The organism is Streptomyces sp. NPDC051243, from assembly GCF_044455405.1.
Lineage (GTDB): Bacteria > Actinomycetota > Actinomycetes > Streptomycetales > Streptomycetaceae > Streptomyces.
In genome coordinates, this window is sequence record NZ_JBITES010000004.1 from 39,314 (window position 1) to 57,258 (window position 17,945).

Here is a 17,945-nt window from a genome sequence, read left to right on the forward strand (position 1 = left end):
CCCCTACGGGGACGCCGAGGCCGACGGCGCGTCGCTCGGCGGGGCACCCGTCGGGGCACCGCTCGGCGGCGTACCGCCCTCGCCGCCACCGCCGCCGCTGCCCGCGCCGGTGTTCTCGGCGTCGGGATCGATGCCGAGGGTGAGGAAGCCCTTGTAGCCCTTGGAGGGGTCGGCCTTCTTGACCGGCTTGAGGGTCAGCAGGCCGCTGGAGGCGCCGCCGCCGTCGTAGACCATGTCGTTGTCGAGGGTGGTGTAGCTGCCGGAGTGCTTCGAGTAGGGCTCCAGCGTGAAGATCTCCTGGGCGATCTCGTCGTCGAAGAACAGCTGGCCGGTGTAGTTGACCTTGCCGCCCTCGTAGGTGCCGTCCTCCTTCTGGCCGCCCGTGTGCACCTTCAGGTGGATGTGGCAGGTGCGCGGGGTGTACCAGCCCGGAAAGATCGTCTCGAACTTCACGACCCCGTTGGCGTTGGCGATCTGGTATCCGCGCAGGTAGGTGTTGTCGTCGGCGGTCGAGCCGTCCTCGCTCTCGGCGGGTGCGGAGCCGCCGGGGTTGGCCGTGGTGTACCCGGAGTAGTAGCCCCAGGCGTCGCAGTGCCAGATCTCCACGGCCGCGCCGGGGACCGGGGTGCAGCCGTCGGTGGCGTCGACGACGGTGAGGCGCAGCGTGAGCGGGACACCGCTCTTGCCCTCGGTGATGTCCTTTCTCACCAGGGCGCCGTCGAGGTAGTACGGCCCTTCGGTGACGCTCGACATCAGCGTCATACAGGTGCCGGCGCTCTCCGAGGCGGTCGTGCTCGCCGTCGCCGCGGCCTGGGTCGTGGTCGTGCCGGTCTCGGCGAAGGCCGCCTGGTAGCCCGCGACGGCGAGCCCGCCCGCCGCGACCGTGCCTCCGGTCACCGCGATCGCACGGCGCCGAGTGATCGACTTGTCCTTGTGGTTTCCCGTCATGACCAGGACGTTAGGGACGCCACCCGGCAGAGGCTTGGGGTGGCGCTGTGCGGAGGCTGTGAGTCCTGAGGAAACTGAGTCGGCGGGCGTCACCGACCGTTGGCGGGCTCATCCAGGAACCGCTCCGCCTGCGGTGGTTGACGCCTCGGCGAGCAACGCCCGCGCAGGGTGGCGGCTATAAGCCGGTGGCGGCCGTATGCCGGTGGCGGCCGTATGCCGGTGGCAACCGTTGCCCCGGCGCTACACCGCCACCAACGGCGTGTCCTTGCGCCACTTGAGGATCTTGTCGAAGCTCACCACCGCCCCGCTCCGCCCCGGCTTGTTGCCGATCTGGACGTGGTCGGCGAGTTCCGCGATCAGGCACAGGCCGCGGCCGTGCTCGGCGTCGGTGGCGGCCGGGCGGGGGGCGCGGGGTGGTGCCGTGAAACCGGGGCCCGAGTCGGTGACCTCGATATGGCACTTCTCGCCGTCCAGGTACGCCGTCACGCGGTACGCCTGTGGGGAGCCGTCCGGCGCGCTGCCGCCGCCGTGCTCCACGGCGTTCGCGCAGGCCTCGCTGAGGGCGACGGACAGGTCGTACGACACATCGGGGTCGACGCCCGCGGTCTCCATGGTGCCGATCAGCAACCGCCGGGCGAGCGGCACGCTCGCGGCTTCCCGCCGCAGATGGAGTGACCACCAGATGCTCATGCTCCAGCCTCCTGGCCGCGGCTCGACATACCGTTACGTATTGCCACGAGTGCGGGGGTGTAAGCACATCATTGACGTGATGCCGCCCATATGGTCGATGCGCCCACGCGGGAATCGGTGTATGTGGGGTCGGCCCACACCAGAGGGTGATCTTCCGGTCGTACGATCCTTATCGCACCGTTCGTCCTGAAACGCCCGTATGTCATCTTGCGGACCTGCCGTATGGCGGTCCTCGGGCCAGTGCGATGATGAGCCCGCCATGACTGCCCCCCACCCGCGCACGGTGCGCTCCGGAGGAGATCTCCGGATACTGCGGGCCGCGGTGTTCGCCGCGGTCTGCGTCGTGCTGGCCGGGGTCGGGCACGCGCTGGGCTCCTGCGCCACGATCCCGCTGTGGACGCTCGGCGCCGGGTTCCTGGGGGTGCTCCTGGTCACGGTGCCGTTCGCCGGGCGGGAGCGCTCGCTCCCCGGGATCGCGGCACTGCTCGCGGCCGGTCAGACAGTCCTGCACACGCTGTTCGGCTTGGGGCAGCACGGAGCGGCCAACGGGGTCTCCGGCGCCGCGGCCACCTCCGACGCCGCGCTCGTCGAGCAGGCCGCGCGGCTCGTCTGCGGTACCGCCGCGGCGGCCATCAGCCCCGCCCAGGCCCAGCGGATCCTCGCCGAGGCACGGATCCACCCGGTCGCCGGCACGCACGCCTCGCACCCCTCGGTGGACGCCGTGTCCGGTGCCACGGACGCCTCGGCGTCCCTGCTGCCGTCCCTGCCCATGGTGCTCGCCCACCTGCTCGCGGCGGTCGTCGCGGGGTGGCTGCTGCGGCGCGGGGACCTGGCCCTGCTGCGCATCGTCGAGATGTCCGCCCTGTCGGCGCGCTCGGTCGCCGAGGGGGCGTTCGTACGATCCCTGCGCGGGGCGCTCGCGCTGGTGCGCGCCCTGCGTGCCGGGCTGCCGGGCGCTCCCGAGGCGGGTCCGCGGCTCCGGTGCGTCGACTGGTCCGGCCCGCCCGAGCCCCGCACCCTCGCACTCCAGCACACGGTGATCAGGCGCGGCCCGCCGGCCCGGGCCGCACTCGTCCTCGCCGCCTGACACGACGCGACCGCCACTCCACCGAAGTGGGCTGAGGGGCCGCTGTCGTGCGGCACGCGCGCGTACGCGTGCCCGGGATCTCCGATCGAGGGACACCTGACGCCTGGTCTCCCTGCTGATCGCCCTGATCGAGCCCGATGGGGTTCATCGGGCTCGATCAGGGCCGTTGGAGCCTTGGGCCGATGAAGCCTTGGGCCGACGGAGCCTTGGGCCGACGGAGCCTTGGGCCGACGGAGCCTTGGGGCCGTTGGGCCCGATCGCGCCAGGTCGCACCTGATCGGGCACCCCCCGCGCACGCGTACTCCTCTTCACCACCGGAATCCGAACCTCACTCACAGTGGAGTGCTCAGCATGAAGGCCTCTCGTATCGCCGCCACGGGCGCGCTCGCCGGCACGGCCGTACTCGCCCTGTCCGTCCCCGCGTTCGCCCACGTCAGCGTGCAGCCCGAGGGCACGGCAGCCAAGGGCGGCTACGCGGTCGTCGACTTCAAGGTGCCCAACGAGCGCGACGACGCCTCGACCACCAAGCTCGAGGTGACCTTCCCGACCGACCATCCGCTGGCGTCCGCGATGCCGGAGCCGGTCAACGGCTGGGACATCAAGGTCACAAAGGCCGAGCTGGACAAGCCGATCGAGATGCACGGCGAGAAGATCTCCCAGGCCATCTCCAAGATCACCTGGACGGCCACTGGCGACGGCATCAAGGCGGGGTTCTTCCAGAAGTTCCCGGTCGCCATCGGCCAGCTCCCCGAGGACACCGACCAGCTCGTCTTCAAGGCCCTGCAGACCTACTCCAACAAGGAGGTCGTGCGTTGGATCGAGGTGCCGCAGGAGGGCCAGGAGGAGCCCGAGAACCCGGCACCGGTGCTCGAATTGTCCGCCGCCGAGGACGGCCACCACGGCTCGTCCTCCTCCGACCAGGCCTCCGACTCCGACGACGCCGAGGCCGCCTCCGCCAAGACCGAGGCCGCCGAGCCCGCCGAGCCCGCCGACAGCAGCGACACCACCGCCCGCGTCCTGGGCGTGGTCGGCATCGTCGTCGGCGCGGTGGGCGTGGCGTACGGCGTGCTCGCCGGTCGTCGGCGCACCGACGCCTGACGACTCCTTTGATTCGCGGCGCGCGCCGGGGCACGCCCCCGGTGCGCGCCGGAGCACTCACAACTGGGACATTTTTCTATGCGTAAGAAGACTTGCCATGCGTAAGAAGACCTTCGCTGCGGCCGCCCTGGTCGCCGCCGCCACCCTGACCCTCTCCGCCTGCGGCAGCGGCGACGACAGCGCCCAGCCCGTCACCGTGGTCTCCGAGGAGGCCGGCTCGGACAAGGCCGCCATCGTTCTGGACAAGCCGTTCGAGAAGCCTGACCTGGTCCTCACGGACACGAACGGCAAGCAGTACGACCTCCGCAAGGAGACGAAGGGCAAGCCGACGCTGATCTACTTCGGCTACACCAACTGCCCCGACATCTGCCCGCTGACGATGAACAACATCGCCGTCGCCAAGAAGCAGCTGCCGAAGGCCGAGCAGGACGAGCTGAGCATCGTGTTCGTCACGACCGACCCGGAGCGCGACACCGCGTCCGCGCTCGGCAAGTGGCTCAAGGGCATCGATCCGCAGGTCGTCGGCCTGACCGGCGACTTCGACACCATCCAGGCCGGCGCCCGTACCCTCGGCATCTCCATCGAGCCGCCGCACAAGGACAAGAACGGCAAGATGGTCTCCACCCACGGCACCCAGGTCGTCGCGTTCTCGCCGAAGACCGACGCCGGGTACGTCCTCTACACCGAGGACGCCACCGTCGACGAGTACACCAAGGACCTCCCCAAGCTGATCAAGGGGGAGAAGCCGTGAGGCGGTTCGCCCCAGTGCGGCCGGTGACCCTGGTGACCCTGGTGACGACCGGCGCCCTCGTCCTCGCGGGCTGCGGTTCCGAGGACTCCGGGGCCGGTTCCAAGGCCGAACTGTCCGTCAGCGGCGCCTACATGCCGCAGCCGGTCTCCGACTCCATGGCGGCCGGCTTCCTGACGGTCACCAACAAGGGCGGCACGAAGGACGAGTTGACCTCCGTCACCAGCGACGTCGGCGAGGTGACCGCCCACGAGACCGTGGGTTCGTCGATGCAGGAGGCCAAGGACCTCGCCGTCCCCGCGCACGGTCAGCTCGTGTTCAAGAGCGGCGGCAGCCACCTGATGTTCGACAAGCTGAAGCGAAAGCCCAAACAGGGCGAGAAGGTGACCGTACAGCTCCACTTCGCCGAGTCCGGGACGGTCACCGTCGAGATGCCGGTGGAATCGGCGACGTACAACCCGAAGACCGGACACTGAGGGAGAGATCGCCTTGACCCAGACCATCGCCCCCCGCGTCCGGCCCCGGGTGCTGCCGCGCGTCCGGACCCTGGTGCTGCTGCTCCTGGCCGCGACCGGCCTGCTCCTCGCCGGTGCCGGGCCGGTCTCCGCGCACGCCGCGCTGACCGGCAGCGACCCCCGGCAGGGGGCGGTGGTGGACAAGGCCCCGACGCAGGTCTCGCTGACCTTCTCCGAGAAGGTCGCCCTGTCCGACGACTCCGTGCGCGTGCTCGACCCCAAGGGCAAGCGCATCGACCAGGGCGACCCGGCCAACGTCAGCGGCACGACGTACGCCGTGAAACTCCACAGCGGCCTGCCCGACGGGACGTACACCGTCACCTACCAGGTGGTGTCCGAGGACAGCCATCCCGTCGCCGGCGCCTACACCTTCTCCATCGGCGCTCCCTCGCAGACCAGCGTCTCGGTCTCCGGCCAGGAGGCGGGCGGCGGCATCGTCGGCTGGCTCTACGGGCTCGGGCGGTATGTGTCGTACGCCGGCTTCATCGTCCTGGTCGGCGGCGCCGCCTTCGTGCTCGCCTGCTGGCAGCGCGGTTCGGGCGTGCGGGTGCTGCAGCGGCTCGTCGTCTCGGGCTGGCTGGCCCTGACGGCCGCCACGCTGGGTCTGCTGCTCCTGCGCGGCTCGTACACCAGCACCGGGAAGGTCGGCGACATCTTCGACCTGGAGCTGCTCGGACAGGTCCTCCAGACCAAAACGGGTGCGGCACTGGTGTCCCGGCTGCTGCTGCTCGCCGCGGCGGCGCTGTTCATCGCGGTGCTGTTCGGGGCGTATGACAAGCGCGAGGACGAGGAGAAGCGCGACCTGACCTTCGGGCTCGCGATCGGCGGGACGGTCGTGGCGGCGGGGCTCGCGGCGAGCTGGGCGATGTCCGAGCACGCCTCGACCGGGCTCCAGTCCGGCATCGCGATGCCGGTCGACGTCGTCCACCTGCTGGCCGTCGCGGCCTGGCTCGGCGGCCTCGCCGCACTGCTCGTGGCGCTGTACCGGGCACCCGCGGACACGCCGGTCGAAGGGGCGGCCGTACGACGCTTCTCACGCGTCGCCTTCGGCAGTGTGCTCGCGCTGGTCGCGACCGGGGTCTACCAGTCGTGGCGGCAGCTCGGGTCGTGGTCGGCGTTCACCGGCACGCGGTACGGACAGTTGCTGCTGGTCAAGATCGGGCTTGTGCTGCTGTTGGTCGGGGTCGCGTGGATCTCGCGGCGGTGGACGGCGCGGCTGGTGGACACGGTGGTGGGGAAGGCGAAGGGCGCCGCCGGGGTCGAGGAGAAGGGCGCAGGGGAGACGGAGAAGGGCGCGGGGGAGACGGAGAAGGGCGCGGGTGAGGGCGAGAGGGAGCACGCCGCTGCCCAGTCCCGTGCCTCCGCCGCCACGTCGGCATCGGGCTCGGGCTCGGGCTCGGGCTCGGGCAAGAAGCGTGCCTCCGCCACCGTGTCCGGCAAGAGCGACGCCAAGCGTGCCGCCCAGCTCGCCCGGCAGCAGGCCGCCATCGACACCGCACGGCAGAAGCAACAGCGGGATGCCGACCCGAACCGGTTCGGGCTGCGCCGCTCGGTGCTGGCCGAGGCGGGCGTCGCCGTCGTCCTGCTCGCCGTCACCACCATGCTGACGTCGACCGAGCCGGGTCGTACGGAGGAGGAGGCAAGGGCGGCCACGTCGGCCACGTCCACCGACACGTCGTCGTCCGGGGCACTGACCCTGGACATGACCTTCGACACCGGCGGCGAGGACGGCAAGGGCGTCGTACGCGTCGACCTCGATCCCGCGCGCGTGGGCGGCAACGAGATGCACGTCTACGTCCAGCGCCCCAATGGCCGTGCCTTCGACATCCCCGAGGTGAAGATCGCCTTCACCCTGGAGTCCCAGGACATCGGGCCACTGCCCGTCGTCCCTGACCACATCTCCACCGGTCACTGGTCGGCGCGCGGAGTGCAGATCCCCATGGCGGGCGAGTGGAAGATCGCCGTGACCGTGCGGACCTCCGACATCGACCAGGCCACCGTCTCCAAGAACGCGCAGATCGGCTGAAACTCACCATGGCTGACCAGTCCATCCCGGAGGCCCGTACTCCCAAGACGCCGCACAAGGGCGAGACGGCAGTCAATGCCGACGCGGCGCTCAATGCCGACGCGGCGCTCAATGCCGACGCGGCACTTGATGGCGGCGTTTCCGAAAGCGCCGCCAAGGGCGCCCTCAAGCAGGGCGTTTCGCGGCGCCGGCTGCTCGGGACCGCCGGTGCCACCGGGCTGGTGCTCGGCGCGGCCGGCGGGGCGGTGGGATACGGCACCCGGCCCGCCGAGGCGACGCCGCTCAGCTCGCTGGGCGCCGATCAGGTGATGTTTCACGGGAAACATCAGCCCGGCATCCTCCAGGGGCTCCAGGCACGCGGCCATGTCGTCGCCTTCGACCTGGCGGCCGGTGCGGGCCGCAAGGAGGCGGCTGCGCTGCTGCGCCGCTGGTCGGAGACGGCTCGGCGGCTGATGGCGGGCGAGGCCGCCCAGCAGGACGACACGGATGTCGCCCGCGACGCAGGTCCCTCCTCGCTGACCATCACCTTCGGCTTCGGCCATAGCTTCTTCGCGCGGACCGGCCTGGAGAAGCAGCGCCCGGTCGCCCTGGACCCGCTGCCCGACTTCTCCTCCGACCAGCTGGACAAGGCCCGCAGCAATGGCGACCTGTGGGTGCAGATCGGCGCCAACGACGCCCTGGTCGCCTTCCATGCCCTGCGCGCGATCCAGAAGGACGCGGGCCGGGCCGCCAAGGTGCGCTGGCAGATGAACGGCTTCAACCGGTCGCCGGGTGCCACCGCGCATCCCATGACGGCGCGCAACCTGATGGGCCAGATGGACGGCACGCGCAATCCGAAGCCGACGGAGGCCGACTTCGACGAGCGGATCTTCGTGCCGGAGTCCGGCTCGAAGGACCCGGCGTGGATGGCGAACGGCTCCTACGCGGTCGTACGCCGTATCCGCATGCTCCTCGACGACTGGGAGCAGCTCTCGGTCAAGGAGCAGGAGGACGTCATCGGGCGCCGCAAGGCCGACGGGGCGCCGCTGTCCGGAGGCACCGAGACGACCGAGATGGACCTGGAGAAGACCGACAAGGCAGGGAACCTGGTCGTCCCCATCAACGCCCACGCACGCATCACCCGGCCCGACCAGAACGGCGGGGCGGCGATGCTGCGGCGCCCCTTCTCGTACCACGACGGCATCGACGCGGACGGGGTACCCGACGCGGGCCTGCTCTTCATCTGCTGGCAGGCCGACCCACTGCGCGGCTTCGTCACCGTTCAGCGCAAGCTCGACCGGGGCGACGCGCTGTCGAAGTACATCCGCCACGAGGCGAGCGGGCTGTTCGCAGTGCCGGGCGGGGCGGCGGAGGGGGAGTACGTGGGGCAGGGGTTGCTGGAGGGGTGACACCGCGGGCGGCGGCGAGGGCGACGACGAGTGCGACGACGAGCTGGGCCGGGGCTGGGCGCGCTGGGCCGGGGCGTACGCGTGGGCCAGGGGCTCGGGGGCGCCCGCCCGAGCCCGGACCGGAATCCCCCTTGGGGCAGCCGGGTGAGATGTGCGCACCGCGTTTGGCAAGGCCCATTAGGGTGAGGTCATGCCAGCGAGCTATGCCTATCTCGGCCCCGAGGGCACCTTCACCGAAGTCGCCCTGCGCACCCTTCCCGAGGCCGCGACCCGGGAACTGATCCCCTACGTGTCCGTGCAGTCCGCGCTCGACGCGGTGCGTGCCGGCGAGGCCGAGGCCGCGTTCGTGCCGATCGAGAACTCCGTCGAGGGCGGCATCACGACGACGCTCGACGAACTGGTCGCGGGCGCGCCGCTGATGATCTACCGCGAGGTGCTGCTGTCGATCACCTTCGCGCTGCTGGTCAGGCCCGGCACGAAGCTGTCGGACATCAAGACGGTCTCCGCCCACCCGGCCGCCCAGCCGCAGGTGCGCAACTGGCTGAAGAAGAACCTCCCGGACGCCACCTGGGAGTCGGCCGCCTCGAACGCGGACGCCGCCCGACTGGTCCAGGAGGGCCGCTACGACGCCGCCTTCGCGGGCGAGTTCGCGGCCGCACGGTACGGCCTGGAACCCCTGGAGACCGGGATCCACGACGCGGAGAACGCCCAGACCCGGTTCGTGCTGGTGGGCCGGCCCGCCCGGCCCGCCGCGCCGACCGGCGCGGACAAGACGTCCGTCGTGCTGTGGCAGCGCGACGACCATCCCGGTGGGCTGCGCGACCTCCTGGGCGAGTTCGCCACACGCGGCATCAACCTGATGCTGCTCCAGTCCCGGCCGACCGGCGCGGGCATCGGCAACTACTGCTTCTGCATCGACGCCGAGGGCCACATCTCCGACCGCCGGGTGGCCGAGGCGCTGATGGGGCTGAAGCGGATCTGCCTGGAGGTGCGGTTCCTGGGCTCGTATCCGCGCGCGGACATGAAGCCGGGGGATGTGCAGCCGCCGCGCCTCGGGACGTCGGACGAGGAGTTCGTGTCAGCGGCGGACTGGGTGGCCCGGTGCCAGGACGGGCGGTTCTGAGCCGCCCCGGTTCAGACCCCGGTTCAGGCGCCGGGTTTACGCCCCGGCGGGCGTCGCTGTGGTCGTCCTGGCAGGGGTCCAGGCACTGGATTTCCGCCAGTACTATCAGCCGATTGTCGTTATCCACAGAGGTTATCCACAGGTCCTCATCTCGACCTGGGGACAAGTCGACAAGCAAGCGTGACCCTGTCGACAAATCGCTCCTCAGGGCCCGTCGGCGTCCACCATCAGGCAAGTCACCCTTCGTCCACTCTTTTCCTTTGGGCAATCCTTTGGGGCGACCGCTTTCCACTCGAACGTGGGGATGCAGAGGGTTTGTCCTGGGAATCCTCGACTCACGCGAAGCGGTACGGAGTGATCAATTCCGACGTCCACAGTCCATCCACACACCCTGTGGATAACTCTTCAGGGGCTGGGGATATCTGTGGACAACCGATCCCCAAGTCCCGTTCTCCACAAGGGAATCGAGTCAACCGGACGCCGCATCCCTTACCCGTCCCGGGGAGTGAGACACTTTTTATTGACACGCGTCGCAATTCCCCCATAACGGAACGTAAGCCGCAGTTCGGAATAGCGAGTCGTGGGCTGTCACCCCACCCCGGTAGCCTTGACCGCGTGATTGACCTTCGCCTGCTCCGTGAGGACCCCGACCGAGTGCGCGCCTCGCAGCGCGCCCGTGGAGAGGACGTCGCGCTCGTCGACTCCCTCCTGTCTGCCGACGAGCGGCGCAGGTCGTCCGGCGTCCGCTTCGACGAGCTGCGTGCCGAGCAGAAGCAGCTCGGCAAGCTCATCCCCAAGGCCTCCGGAGACGAGAAGGCCGAGCTGCTGAAGAAGGCGAGCCAGCTGGCCGCCGACGTCAAGGCGGCCGACGCCGAGCGCGACGCGGCCGACGCCGAGACCCAGGAGCTGCTCCTCCAGCTCGGCAACCTGGTGCACCCCGACGTCCCGGTGGGCGGCGAGGAGGACTTCGTCACGCTGGAGACGCACGGCGAGATCCGTGACTTCACGGCCGAGGGATTCGAGCCGAAGGACCACCTGGAGCTCGGCACCATCCTCGGCGCCATCGACGTCGAGCGCGGCGCCAAGGTCTCCGGCTCCCGCTTCTACTTCCTGACCGGCGTCGGCGCCCTGCTGGAGCTGGCCCTGGTCAACGCGGCGATGGCCCAGGCGACGGCGGCCGGCTTCACGCCGATGCTGACCCCGGCGCTGGTCCGCCCCCAGTCGATGGCCGGCACCGGCTTCCTCGGCCAGGCGGCGCAGGACGTCTACCACCTCGACAAGGACGACCTGTACCTGGTCGGCACCTCCGAGGTCCCGCTCGCGGCGTACCACATGGACGAGATCCTCGACGCCGACAAGCTCCCGCTGCGCTACGCCGGCTTCTCCCCCTGCTTCCGCCGCGAGGCCGGCTCGCACGGCAAGGACACGCGGGGCATCTTCCGCGTGCACCAGTTCGACAAGGTCGAGATGTTCTCGTACGTCGCTCCCGAGGACTCGCAGGCCGAGCACCAGCGCCTGCTTGAGTGGGAGAAGCAGTGGCTGACGTCCCTGGAGCTGCCGTTCCGCGTCATCGACGTGGCCTCGGCCGACCTCGGCTCCTCGGCGGCCCGCAAGTTCGACTGCGAGGCGTGGATCCCGACGCAGGGCAAGTACCGCGAGCTGACGTCGACCTCGGACTGCACCGAGTTCCAGTCCCGCCGCCTGTCGATCCGCGTCCGTGACGGCAAGCAGGTCAAGCCGCTGGCCACGCTCAACGGCACGCTGTGCGCCGTACCGCGCACCATCGTGGCGATCCTGGAGAACCACCAGCAGGCCGACGGCTCCGTCCGCGTCCCCGAGGTGCTTCGCCCGTACCTGGGCGGCCGGGAGGTCCTGGAGCCGGTCGCCAAGTGAGCGCTGCCTCTCCCTCTGGGGGGTTCCCCTACAGGCTGATCGCGACCGACCTCGACGGAACGCTCCTGCGCTCCGACGAGTCGGTCTCCCAGCGCACCCGTGACGCCCTCGCCGCGGCCACCGAGGCGGGCGCCGCGCACATCGTCGTCACGGGCCGCGGGGCCCCCTGGACCCGGCCCATCCTCGACGACCTCGGCTACCAGGGCCTCGCCGTGTGCGCCCAAGGCGCGCAGGTCTACGACTTCGGCGAGCACCGCCTGCTGACCTCGGTGACCCTGGACCGCCAACTGGCCGGGGTGGCCCTGGCCAAGATCGAGGCGGAGGTCGGCCCCCTGTTCCTGGCGGCGAGCCGCGACGGCCTGGACGGCGACGTCCTCGTGGGTCCCGGTTACGCGGTCACGGGCTCCCTCCCGTCGACCCCGTTCACGGATGCGTCGGATCTGTGGACGGCCCCGCTGAACAAGATCTACATACAGCACCCGAACCTGTCGGACGACGAACTGGCAGAGGCGGCCCGCCAGGCAGCGGGCGGCTTCGTCACGGTCGCGATGGCGGGCGAGGGCATCGTGGAACTGCTCCCCCTGGGCCTGTCCAAGGCGACCGGCCTGTCACTGGCAGCCCGACGCCTGGGCATGAAGGCGACAGACACGATCGCCTTCGGCGACATGCCCAACGACATCCCGATGTTCGCCTGGGCGGCGAGAGGCGTGGCCATGGCCAACGCCCACGAGGAACTCAAGGCGGTCGCGGACGAGGTGACGGCCTCCAACGAGGAGGACGGGATCGCGGTGGTGCTGGAGCGACTGCTCGGCTGACGCGCGATGTTGATCTGCCACGGGCACCCCGCAAGCGCCGGGTTCCGCTGCCGACCTCTCAGCTGCAGCGCCGACCGCAGCTCACGCGCCCCAACCCCTGCACTACGGCCCAGCCCAAGTGGCAACGTCTCGCGGAGGATGCACGAATCGAACGTGCGCGGGCTTTTCAGACCCGACCACGGCTTAGCAAGCCGGTGCCTTACCACTCGGCCAATCCTCCGGGTGGGCGGCCCACGCGAGAGCGACATCGCGTGCTCGAAGCGGCCGCCCCGGGCAGCTCCCCGTGCGGTACGGACTCAACGGAGGGGTAGCGATTACTCCGGAGCCCGCCGCCGGCTGCCCTGACGGGAGCTGGACGTACTGCCGTGCATGGACATCGTCCGGCTCCTCTCCCAGAACGTGGCGCCGGACTCATCGTCCGGCGATGTGGACACAACCACTGTGCCTGTACGACGAGTTGGACGCCACTGATTAACAGGCCCGGGAATGCCCGCTCAAGAGGCCCGGGAATGCCCGCTCAAGAGGCCCGGGAATGCACGCTCAAGAGGCCCGGGAATGCACGCCCGCTCAGGAGGACCGGGGATACCCGCGAACGCCCGCTACCGGCGCCGCCACCTGCGGCGGCGCCCCTTGCTGAAGAACCAGCCGGCCGGCGGCTCGTCCGAGCGCCACGGCTGCGGCTCGGGCTCCTCACGGCGCCAGCGGGCGGCCAGCATCCGGGCCCGGGCGGAGGGTTCCGAGGTCTCGGCCGCGCGTATGAAGTCGTCGTCCAGGACCAGGCTGTCCCAGGTGTCGTCCCCGGACCGCTCGTGCTCCTCGTGCTGCGACTTGCCGCCTGCCATCCCCGTCCTCCAGTTCGTGCAGTCCACCCCGTTCGTCCAGTGTGCCCGGACCAGGGTGAAGCCCCCGTCAAGAGCGGGCCCGGTCAGGGGCCCGGCTCTTTACATCCCGCCTGCCTACTCCTCACCCGCCAGCGTCAGCGACCGCAGCTTCTGCCCCGCGTACCAGGTGGCGAGGACAGTGACCACAATCAGCAGCACCGTCGCCGTCGGCAGCGCGACGTCCGACGTCACCATGTCCCCGCCGGCGACCTTCTGCGCCACCGCCAGCGACCACTGCTGGACGCTCAGCGTGCGCGCGCCCTCGACCAGGGAGCCGAACAGGGCCTCCCAGACGAGCGCGTAGACGAGCCCGAAGACCACCGCGTGCCGCGACACCGTGCCGAGCAGCAGGAAGATCGCCGCGTACGCGATGGAGGCGACCAGCGCGGCCACCGTGTAGGCGACGGCGATCTGCTGGCCGTTGCCGTTGAGGATGAATCCGGCGATGAAGGTGGGCAGCGCCGAGAACACCATCGTCACGGCGATCGCCACGATCAGCTTGGTGAAGATGATCGTCGGCCGTTTCACCGGCTTGGACAGCAGGTACACCACGGAGCCGTCGTCGATCTCGGGCCCGATCGCGCCCGTACCGGCGATGACGCCGATGATCGGCACCATGGTGGCGAGGGCGAGCCCGCCGAGCAGGTCCGACGCGGTCTGGTCGTCGGCTCCGGCGAGGCCGCGCACCATCACCGCGATGATGATGAGCAGCAGCGGCAGCGCGCCCAGGATGAGGGCCCGGCGGCGGCCGAGCAGGGCTCGGTAGGTGAGCCGGGCGACTGTGGGGTCGTACATCTTCGGCCTCCTACGCCGCGACCAGATACGAGAAGACGGACTCGAGGGACTCGTCGGACGGCGAGACCGTGAGCAGGCGGATGCCGTGGTCGCGCGCCACCCTCGGCAGCAGGGCGGTGAAGCGGCCGAAGTCGACGGCCTGGATGTGCAGCGCGCCCTCGGCCAGGTCGACCTCGATGCCGGACGTCGACGGGTCGGCGATCAGCGCGGCCGCGAGGGCGCGGTCGTCGCTGGAGCGCACGAGGTAGCGGTGCGGGCGGTCGGTCATCAGGCGGCGGATCTTGCGGAAGTCACCGCTGGCCGCGTGCCGTCCGGCGACCACGACCTCGATGTGCCAGGCGAGTTGCTCGACCTCTTCGAGGATGTGGGACGAGAACAGCACGGTGCGGCCCTCGTCGCCCATCTTCCGCAGCAGGTCCATCAACTGCATGCGCTGGCGCGGGTCCATGCCGTTGAAGGGCTCGTCGAGCAGCAGCAGCGAGGGGTTGTGGACCAGGGCGCTCGCCATCTTCACGCGCTGGCGCATGCCCTTGGAGTACGTGGAGATCTTGCGGTCCTGCGCGTACTCCATCTCCACCGTGGCCAGGGCCTTCTGGGCCGCCTTGGCGCCAAGGCCGTGCAACTCGGCGTTGGCGACGACGAATTCGCGACCGGTGAGGAAGTCGTACATCGCCTCGCGCTCGGGGACGATGCCGATGTGCTTGTAGATGGCCTCGTTGCGCCACACCTGCTGCCCGTCGAGGGTGACGGTGCCGGTGGAGGGAGCGAGGAAGCCGGCCATCATGTTGATGAGGGTGGACTTTCCGGCGCCGTTCGGGCCGAGCAGGCCCGTCACGCCGGGGCCGATCGTCATGGTGATGTCGTTGACGGCGACCACGTTGCCGAACCAGCGGGAGACGTGGTCGATGGAGAGCGTGGTCACAGTCCGACCTTTCGGTAGCGGCGCATCAGGAGGCCGTAACTGGCGGCGATCAGACCCAGGGTGAGGAGGACGTAGACGACGCCTTCCCCGTTGCTCGGGCCCACCCCACCCGGGAACGCGGAGCTCGCGCCCAGGAAGGCGGACTGCACGCCGTCGATGAGCGTGATGGGCGAGAAGAGGCCGATCCAGGCGATGGCGCCGCTGCTGCCTCCGCCGCCGTCGAGGGACTGTGCGTCGGCGATGGCCTGGAGCGTGGACACCGAGCCGTAGGAGATGGTCAGTACGGCGATCACGGCCGCGATGCCGAAGCCGCGGCGCGGCGTGACCGATGCGATGACCAGGCCGATGCCGGCGAACAGCAGTGAGAGCAGTGCCACGGAGACGAGCCCCTGTGCGAATCCCTTGGTCTGGTCGGCGAAGTCCAGCTTGGCCAGCAGCGCGCCCACATAGAGCACCAGCAGCGGCGCCGCGGTGAGCATGAACAGCGCGGAGGCCAGCGCCGCGAACTTCGCGCGGACGTAGTCGACGGTCTCGATGGGCCGCGAGAAGTACAGCGGTACGGTCTTGAAACGCAGGTCGCGGGAGACCGACTGGGGTGCCTGCGAGGCGACGTACAGGCTGATCACGGCCTGCATGACGATCGCGTAGCGCGTGTAGTCGACGGGCAGGTCGTTGGCCTTGGTGGCGACCGCGACGGCGACCATGATGGCCGCGGGCACGCACATCACCACGAACAGCAGCATCGGCAGCACCTTGGACTTCACCGAGCGGCCGAGGCCGTAGGCGCCGCGCAGGGACTGCGAGTAGAGGGAGCGGGTGGCGTAGGAGCGGCCGAGGCGGGGGCCGTCGTAGGTGCGGTAGCCGATGTTGTGGATGCGGGTCTGGTCACCCGCCTGGGTTGCTACGGGGTGCTCAACCGCCATGGCCGACCGCCTCCTTCCGCTGTGCGTCGGTGCTCTGCTCGCTGCCCTGCTCGCTGTCCGTGAAGACCTCGGAGATGTGGTGGCGGCGCTGTTCCATGCGCACGAGGCCGAGGCCGAGGTCGGCGACCACGTCCCGCACGAGGTCGTAGGTCTCGTCGCCCTGCGCGGTGAGCAGCAGGATGTGACCGGCGCCGGGGAGGCCGCCGCTGCCGTCGAGAACGTCCACCCCGCGCGCGTGGAGCGCGTCGCGCACCGCGCGGGTGCCGTCCGGGTGGTCGTCGGTGTCGGTGACCTCGATGGCGAGGGTCGTGGTGGTCTGGGTGAAGTCGGTGGTGGAGCTGGAACGCAGGAGCTTGCCGCCGTCGATGACGACGACGTGGTCGCAGGTGCGCTCCAGTTCGCCCAGCAGGTGGGAGGTGACCAGGACCGAGATGCCGAAGTCCGTGTGGATGCGGCGGATGAGACCGAGCATGTCGTCGCGGCCGACCGGGTCGAGGCCGTTGGTGGGCTCGTCCAGGAAGACCAGCTGCGGGTCGTGCACCAGGGCCTGCGCCAGCTTCACGCGCTGCTTCATGCCGGTCGAGTAGCCGCCGATGGGGCGGTAGCGCTCCTCGTACAGACCGACGTGGCGCAGCGTGTCCGCGGTGCGTTCGCGTGCGGCGGTGGGCGGCAGGCCGGACATGCGGGCCATGTGCACGACGAACTCGGTGGCCGAGACGTCGGGCGGCAGGCAGTCGTGCTCCGGCATGTACCCGACCCGCTCACGGATGGCGGCACCCTTGGTGGCGACGTCGAGTCCGAGCACTTCGGCGCGGCCCTCGGTGGCGGGGGACAGACCCAGCAGAATCTTGATCATGGTGGACTTGCCGGCTCCATTGGCTCCGACGAGTCCGGTCACCCCGGGCCCGATGTCCATGGTCAGCCGGTCAAGAGCGGTCACCCTCGGGAACCGCTTGCTCAGGCTTTCGGTCGCGATCACAGTCACGCTTCGAAGGTAGTGACGCGTACCACGCCGGTCGTCACCCCGCAGAGCTGTCTTGGGGTCAGACTCCAGGACTACGGGACCCTAGGGGTCACCCTGAAGTCGAACAACGCGACCTCCGTTTTCCCCATGCGCGAGGTTTTCCACAGGTCTCGGCATCCCTATTGACGCAGCCTCTAACAACTGTCACATTCGCCAGTGTCAAGTTACGGGCACGTACCGCAGTCAGCGTGGACAAAGTGGGGCGGTGGCATGACTACGGCGGTGACAGGCGAACTCCGTGCGGATTCCGCGGAACTGCGGGGGTTCAGACGGGTCCAGCGGCTGGCGTACGAGTGCGCGGAGGCCGTCGCGGCGCAGCTGGAGCCGGGTATCACCGAGCGCGAGGCGGCGCGCATGCAGCGCGAGTGGCTGCGCGAGCGCGGAGTGCGGGACTGGTTCCATCTGCCCTTCGCCTGGTTCGGGGACCGCACGGCGTTCGTCGACTTCCGCATCCCCCTGCAGTTCTTCCCGACCGGCCGCCGACTCGAGCCCGGGATGCCGTTCATCCTGGACATGGCCCCTGTGTACGACGGTTACACGGCCGACATCGGCTTCTCCGGCTCGCTCGGCATCAACCCGGTGCAGGACAAGTTGATGGCCGACCTGGAGGCGCACCGGGAGCTGATCCTGCGCGAGGTGCGCGAGCGGCGGCCGCTGCGGGAGATCTACGAGGACGTGGACCGCCTCATGGTCCGCCAGGGCTATGCCAACCGGCACCGCGCCTATCCCTTCGGCGTGATCGCGCACAAGGTCGACCGGGTGAAGCAACGCCGCTGGTCAGCGCATGTCTTCGGGTTCGGCACCCAGTCCCTGAAGGGCCTGGCGAGCGACGCGCTGCACGGCCACCGCGAGGGCTGGTCCCCGCTGTGGTCGCCGTACCGCTTCTCCGACCATCCCCCGCAGCCGGGCCTGTGGGCGGTCGAACCGCATCTCGGCTTCCGGGGTACGGGCGCGAAGTTCGAGGAGATCCTGGTCGTCACCGACTCCGCGGATCCCGAGGAGAGCGCCTTCTGGCTGGACGACGATCTGCCGCATGTGCGGCGCTGGGCGGAGGAGAAGTGACGGTGCC

General features: G+C 70.0%; 17 protein-coding genes and 1 tRNA gene. 10 read left to right on the forward strand and 8 right to left on the reverse strand.

Going from position 1 to position 17,945, the window contains the following annotated elements; all coding sequences use genetic code 11:
- Nucleotides 1-3 precede the first annotated feature (3 nt).
- Nucleotides 4-948: an intradiol ring-cleavage dioxygenase gene (locus ACIBAG_RS10750; protein WP_399103391.1), complete on the reverse strand. Its 945-nt coding sequence runs from the start codon at nt 946-948 to the stop codon at nt 4-6.
- A gap of 240 nt (nt 949-1,188) precedes the next feature.
- Nucleotides 1,189-1,638, reverse strand: coding sequence for an ATP-binding protein (locus ACIBAG_RS10755; protein ID WP_399103393.1), 450 nt, complete (start codon nt 1,636-1,638; stop codon nt 1,189-1,191).
- A gap of 259 nt (nt 1,639-1,897) precedes the next feature.
- Here ACIBAG_RS10755 and ACIBAG_RS10760 point away from each other — a divergent pair, with 259 nt between their 5' ends.
- The 9 genes from ACIBAG_RS10760 (at nt 1,898) to ACIBAG_RS10800 (ending at nt 12,331) form a co-directional block, all read left to right on the forward strand.
- Nucleotides 1,898-2,725 (forward strand): hypothetical protein, encoded by an 828-nt coding sequence (locus tag ACIBAG_RS10760; protein WP_399103395.1) that lies wholly within the window; start codon nt 1,898-1,900, stop codon nt 2,723-2,725.
- Nucleotides 2,726-3,076: 351 nt separating this feature from the next.
- The gene (locus tag ACIBAG_RS10765) at nt 3,077-3,823 is read left to right on the forward strand and encodes a YcnI family protein (RefSeq protein WP_399103398.1); all 747 of its coding nucleotides are present in this window, start codon (nt 3,077-3,079) and stop codon (nt 3,821-3,823) included.
- Between the two features lie 97 nt (nt 3,824-3,920).
- Complete coding sequence (locus ACIBAG_RS10770; RefSeq protein ID WP_399103400.1) at nt 3,921-4,574, forward strand: SCO family protein; 654 nt, start codon at nt 3,921-3,923, stop codon at nt 4,572-4,574.
- A 32-nt stretch (nt 4,575-4,606) separates the two neighbouring features.
- Complete coding sequence (locus ACIBAG_RS10775; protein ID WP_399104484.1) at nt 4,607-5,047, forward strand: copper chaperone PCu(A)C; 441 nt, start codon at nt 4,607-4,609, stop codon at nt 5,045-5,047.
- Nucleotides 5,048-5,060: 13 nt separating this feature from the next.
- Entirely contained in the window at nt 5,061-7,112 is a 2,052-nt protein-coding gene (locus tag ACIBAG_RS10780) for a copper resistance CopC/CopD family protein (RefSeq protein WP_399103402.1), read from the forward strand.
- An 8-nt stretch (nt 7,113-7,120) separates the two neighbouring features.
- Nucleotides 7,121-8,500: an iron uptake transporter deferrochelatase/peroxidase subunit gene (efeB, locus tag ACIBAG_RS10785; protein WP_399103404.1), complete on the forward strand. Its 1,380-nt coding sequence runs from the start codon at nt 7,121-7,123 to the stop codon at nt 8,498-8,500.
- A 190-nt stretch (nt 8,501-8,690) separates the two neighbouring features.
- Nucleotides 8,691-9,623: a prephenate dehydratase gene (pheA, locus tag ACIBAG_RS10790; RefSeq protein ID WP_399103406.1), complete on the forward strand. Its 933-nt coding sequence runs from the start codon at nt 8,691-8,693 to the stop codon at nt 9,621-9,623.
- Between the two features lie 615 nt (nt 9,624-10,238).
- Nucleotides 10,239-11,516, forward strand: a complete 1,278-nt coding sequence (gene serS / locus ACIBAG_RS10795) for a serine--tRNA ligase (RefSeq protein ID WP_399103408.1) — start codon at nt 10,239-10,241, stop codon at nt 11,514-11,516.
- Nucleotides 11,513-12,331 (forward strand): HAD family hydrolase, encoded by an 819-nt coding sequence (locus ACIBAG_RS10800; RefSeq protein WP_399103410.1) that lies wholly within the window; start codon nt 11,513-11,515, stop codon nt 12,329-12,331. The genes serS and ACIBAG_RS10800 overlap by 4 nt, the downstream gene beginning before the upstream one ends.
- A 132-nt stretch (nt 12,332-12,463) precedes the next feature.
- Here ACIBAG_RS10800 and ACIBAG_RS10805 read toward each other — a convergent pair.
- From ACIBAG_RS10805 to ACIBAG_RS10830, 6 genes are all read right to left on the reverse strand, one after another.
- Nucleotides 12,464-12,551, reverse strand: a tRNA-Ser gene (locus ACIBAG_RS10805).
- A 379-nt stretch (nt 12,552-12,930) separates the two neighbouring features.
- The gene (locus tag ACIBAG_RS10810) at nt 12,931-13,173 is read right to left on the reverse strand and encodes a hypothetical protein (RefSeq protein WP_399103412.1); all 243 of its coding nucleotides are present in this window, start codon (nt 13,171-13,173) and stop codon (nt 12,931-12,933) included.
- A gap of 114 nt (nt 13,174-13,287) precedes the next feature.
- Nucleotides 13,288-14,007, reverse strand: coding sequence for an ABC transporter permease subunit (locus ACIBAG_RS10815; protein ID WP_399103415.1), 720 nt, complete (start codon nt 14,005-14,007; stop codon nt 13,288-13,290).
- A gap of 10 nt (nt 14,008-14,017) precedes the next feature.
- Nucleotides 14,018-14,929, reverse strand: a complete 912-nt coding sequence (locus tag ACIBAG_RS10820; protein WP_399103417.1) for an ABC transporter ATP-binding protein — start codon at nt 14,927-14,929, stop codon at nt 14,018-14,020.
- Nucleotides 14,926-15,852: an ABC transporter permease gene (locus ACIBAG_RS10825; protein WP_399103419.1), complete on the reverse strand. Its 927-nt coding sequence runs from the start codon at nt 15,850-15,852 to the stop codon at nt 14,926-14,928. The genes ACIBAG_RS10820 and ACIBAG_RS10825 overlap by 4 nt, the downstream gene beginning before the upstream one ends.
- Complete coding sequence (locus tag ACIBAG_RS10830; protein ID WP_399104486.1) at nt 15,842-16,831, reverse strand: ABC transporter ATP-binding protein; 990 nt, start codon at nt 16,829-16,831, stop codon at nt 15,842-15,844. Before ACIBAG_RS10830 ends, ACIBAG_RS10825 begins: the two co-directional genes overlap by 11 nt.
- Nucleotides 16,832-17,086: 255 nt before the next feature.
- On the opposite strand from ACIBAG_RS10830, the gene ACIBAG_RS10835 reads away from it, so the two are divergent.
- Complete coding sequence (locus ACIBAG_RS10835) at nt 17,087-17,938, forward strand: M24 family metallopeptidase (RefSeq protein ID WP_399103422.1); 852 nt, start codon at nt 17,087-17,089, stop codon at nt 17,936-17,938.
- Nucleotides 17,939-17,945 lie beyond the last annotated feature (7 nt).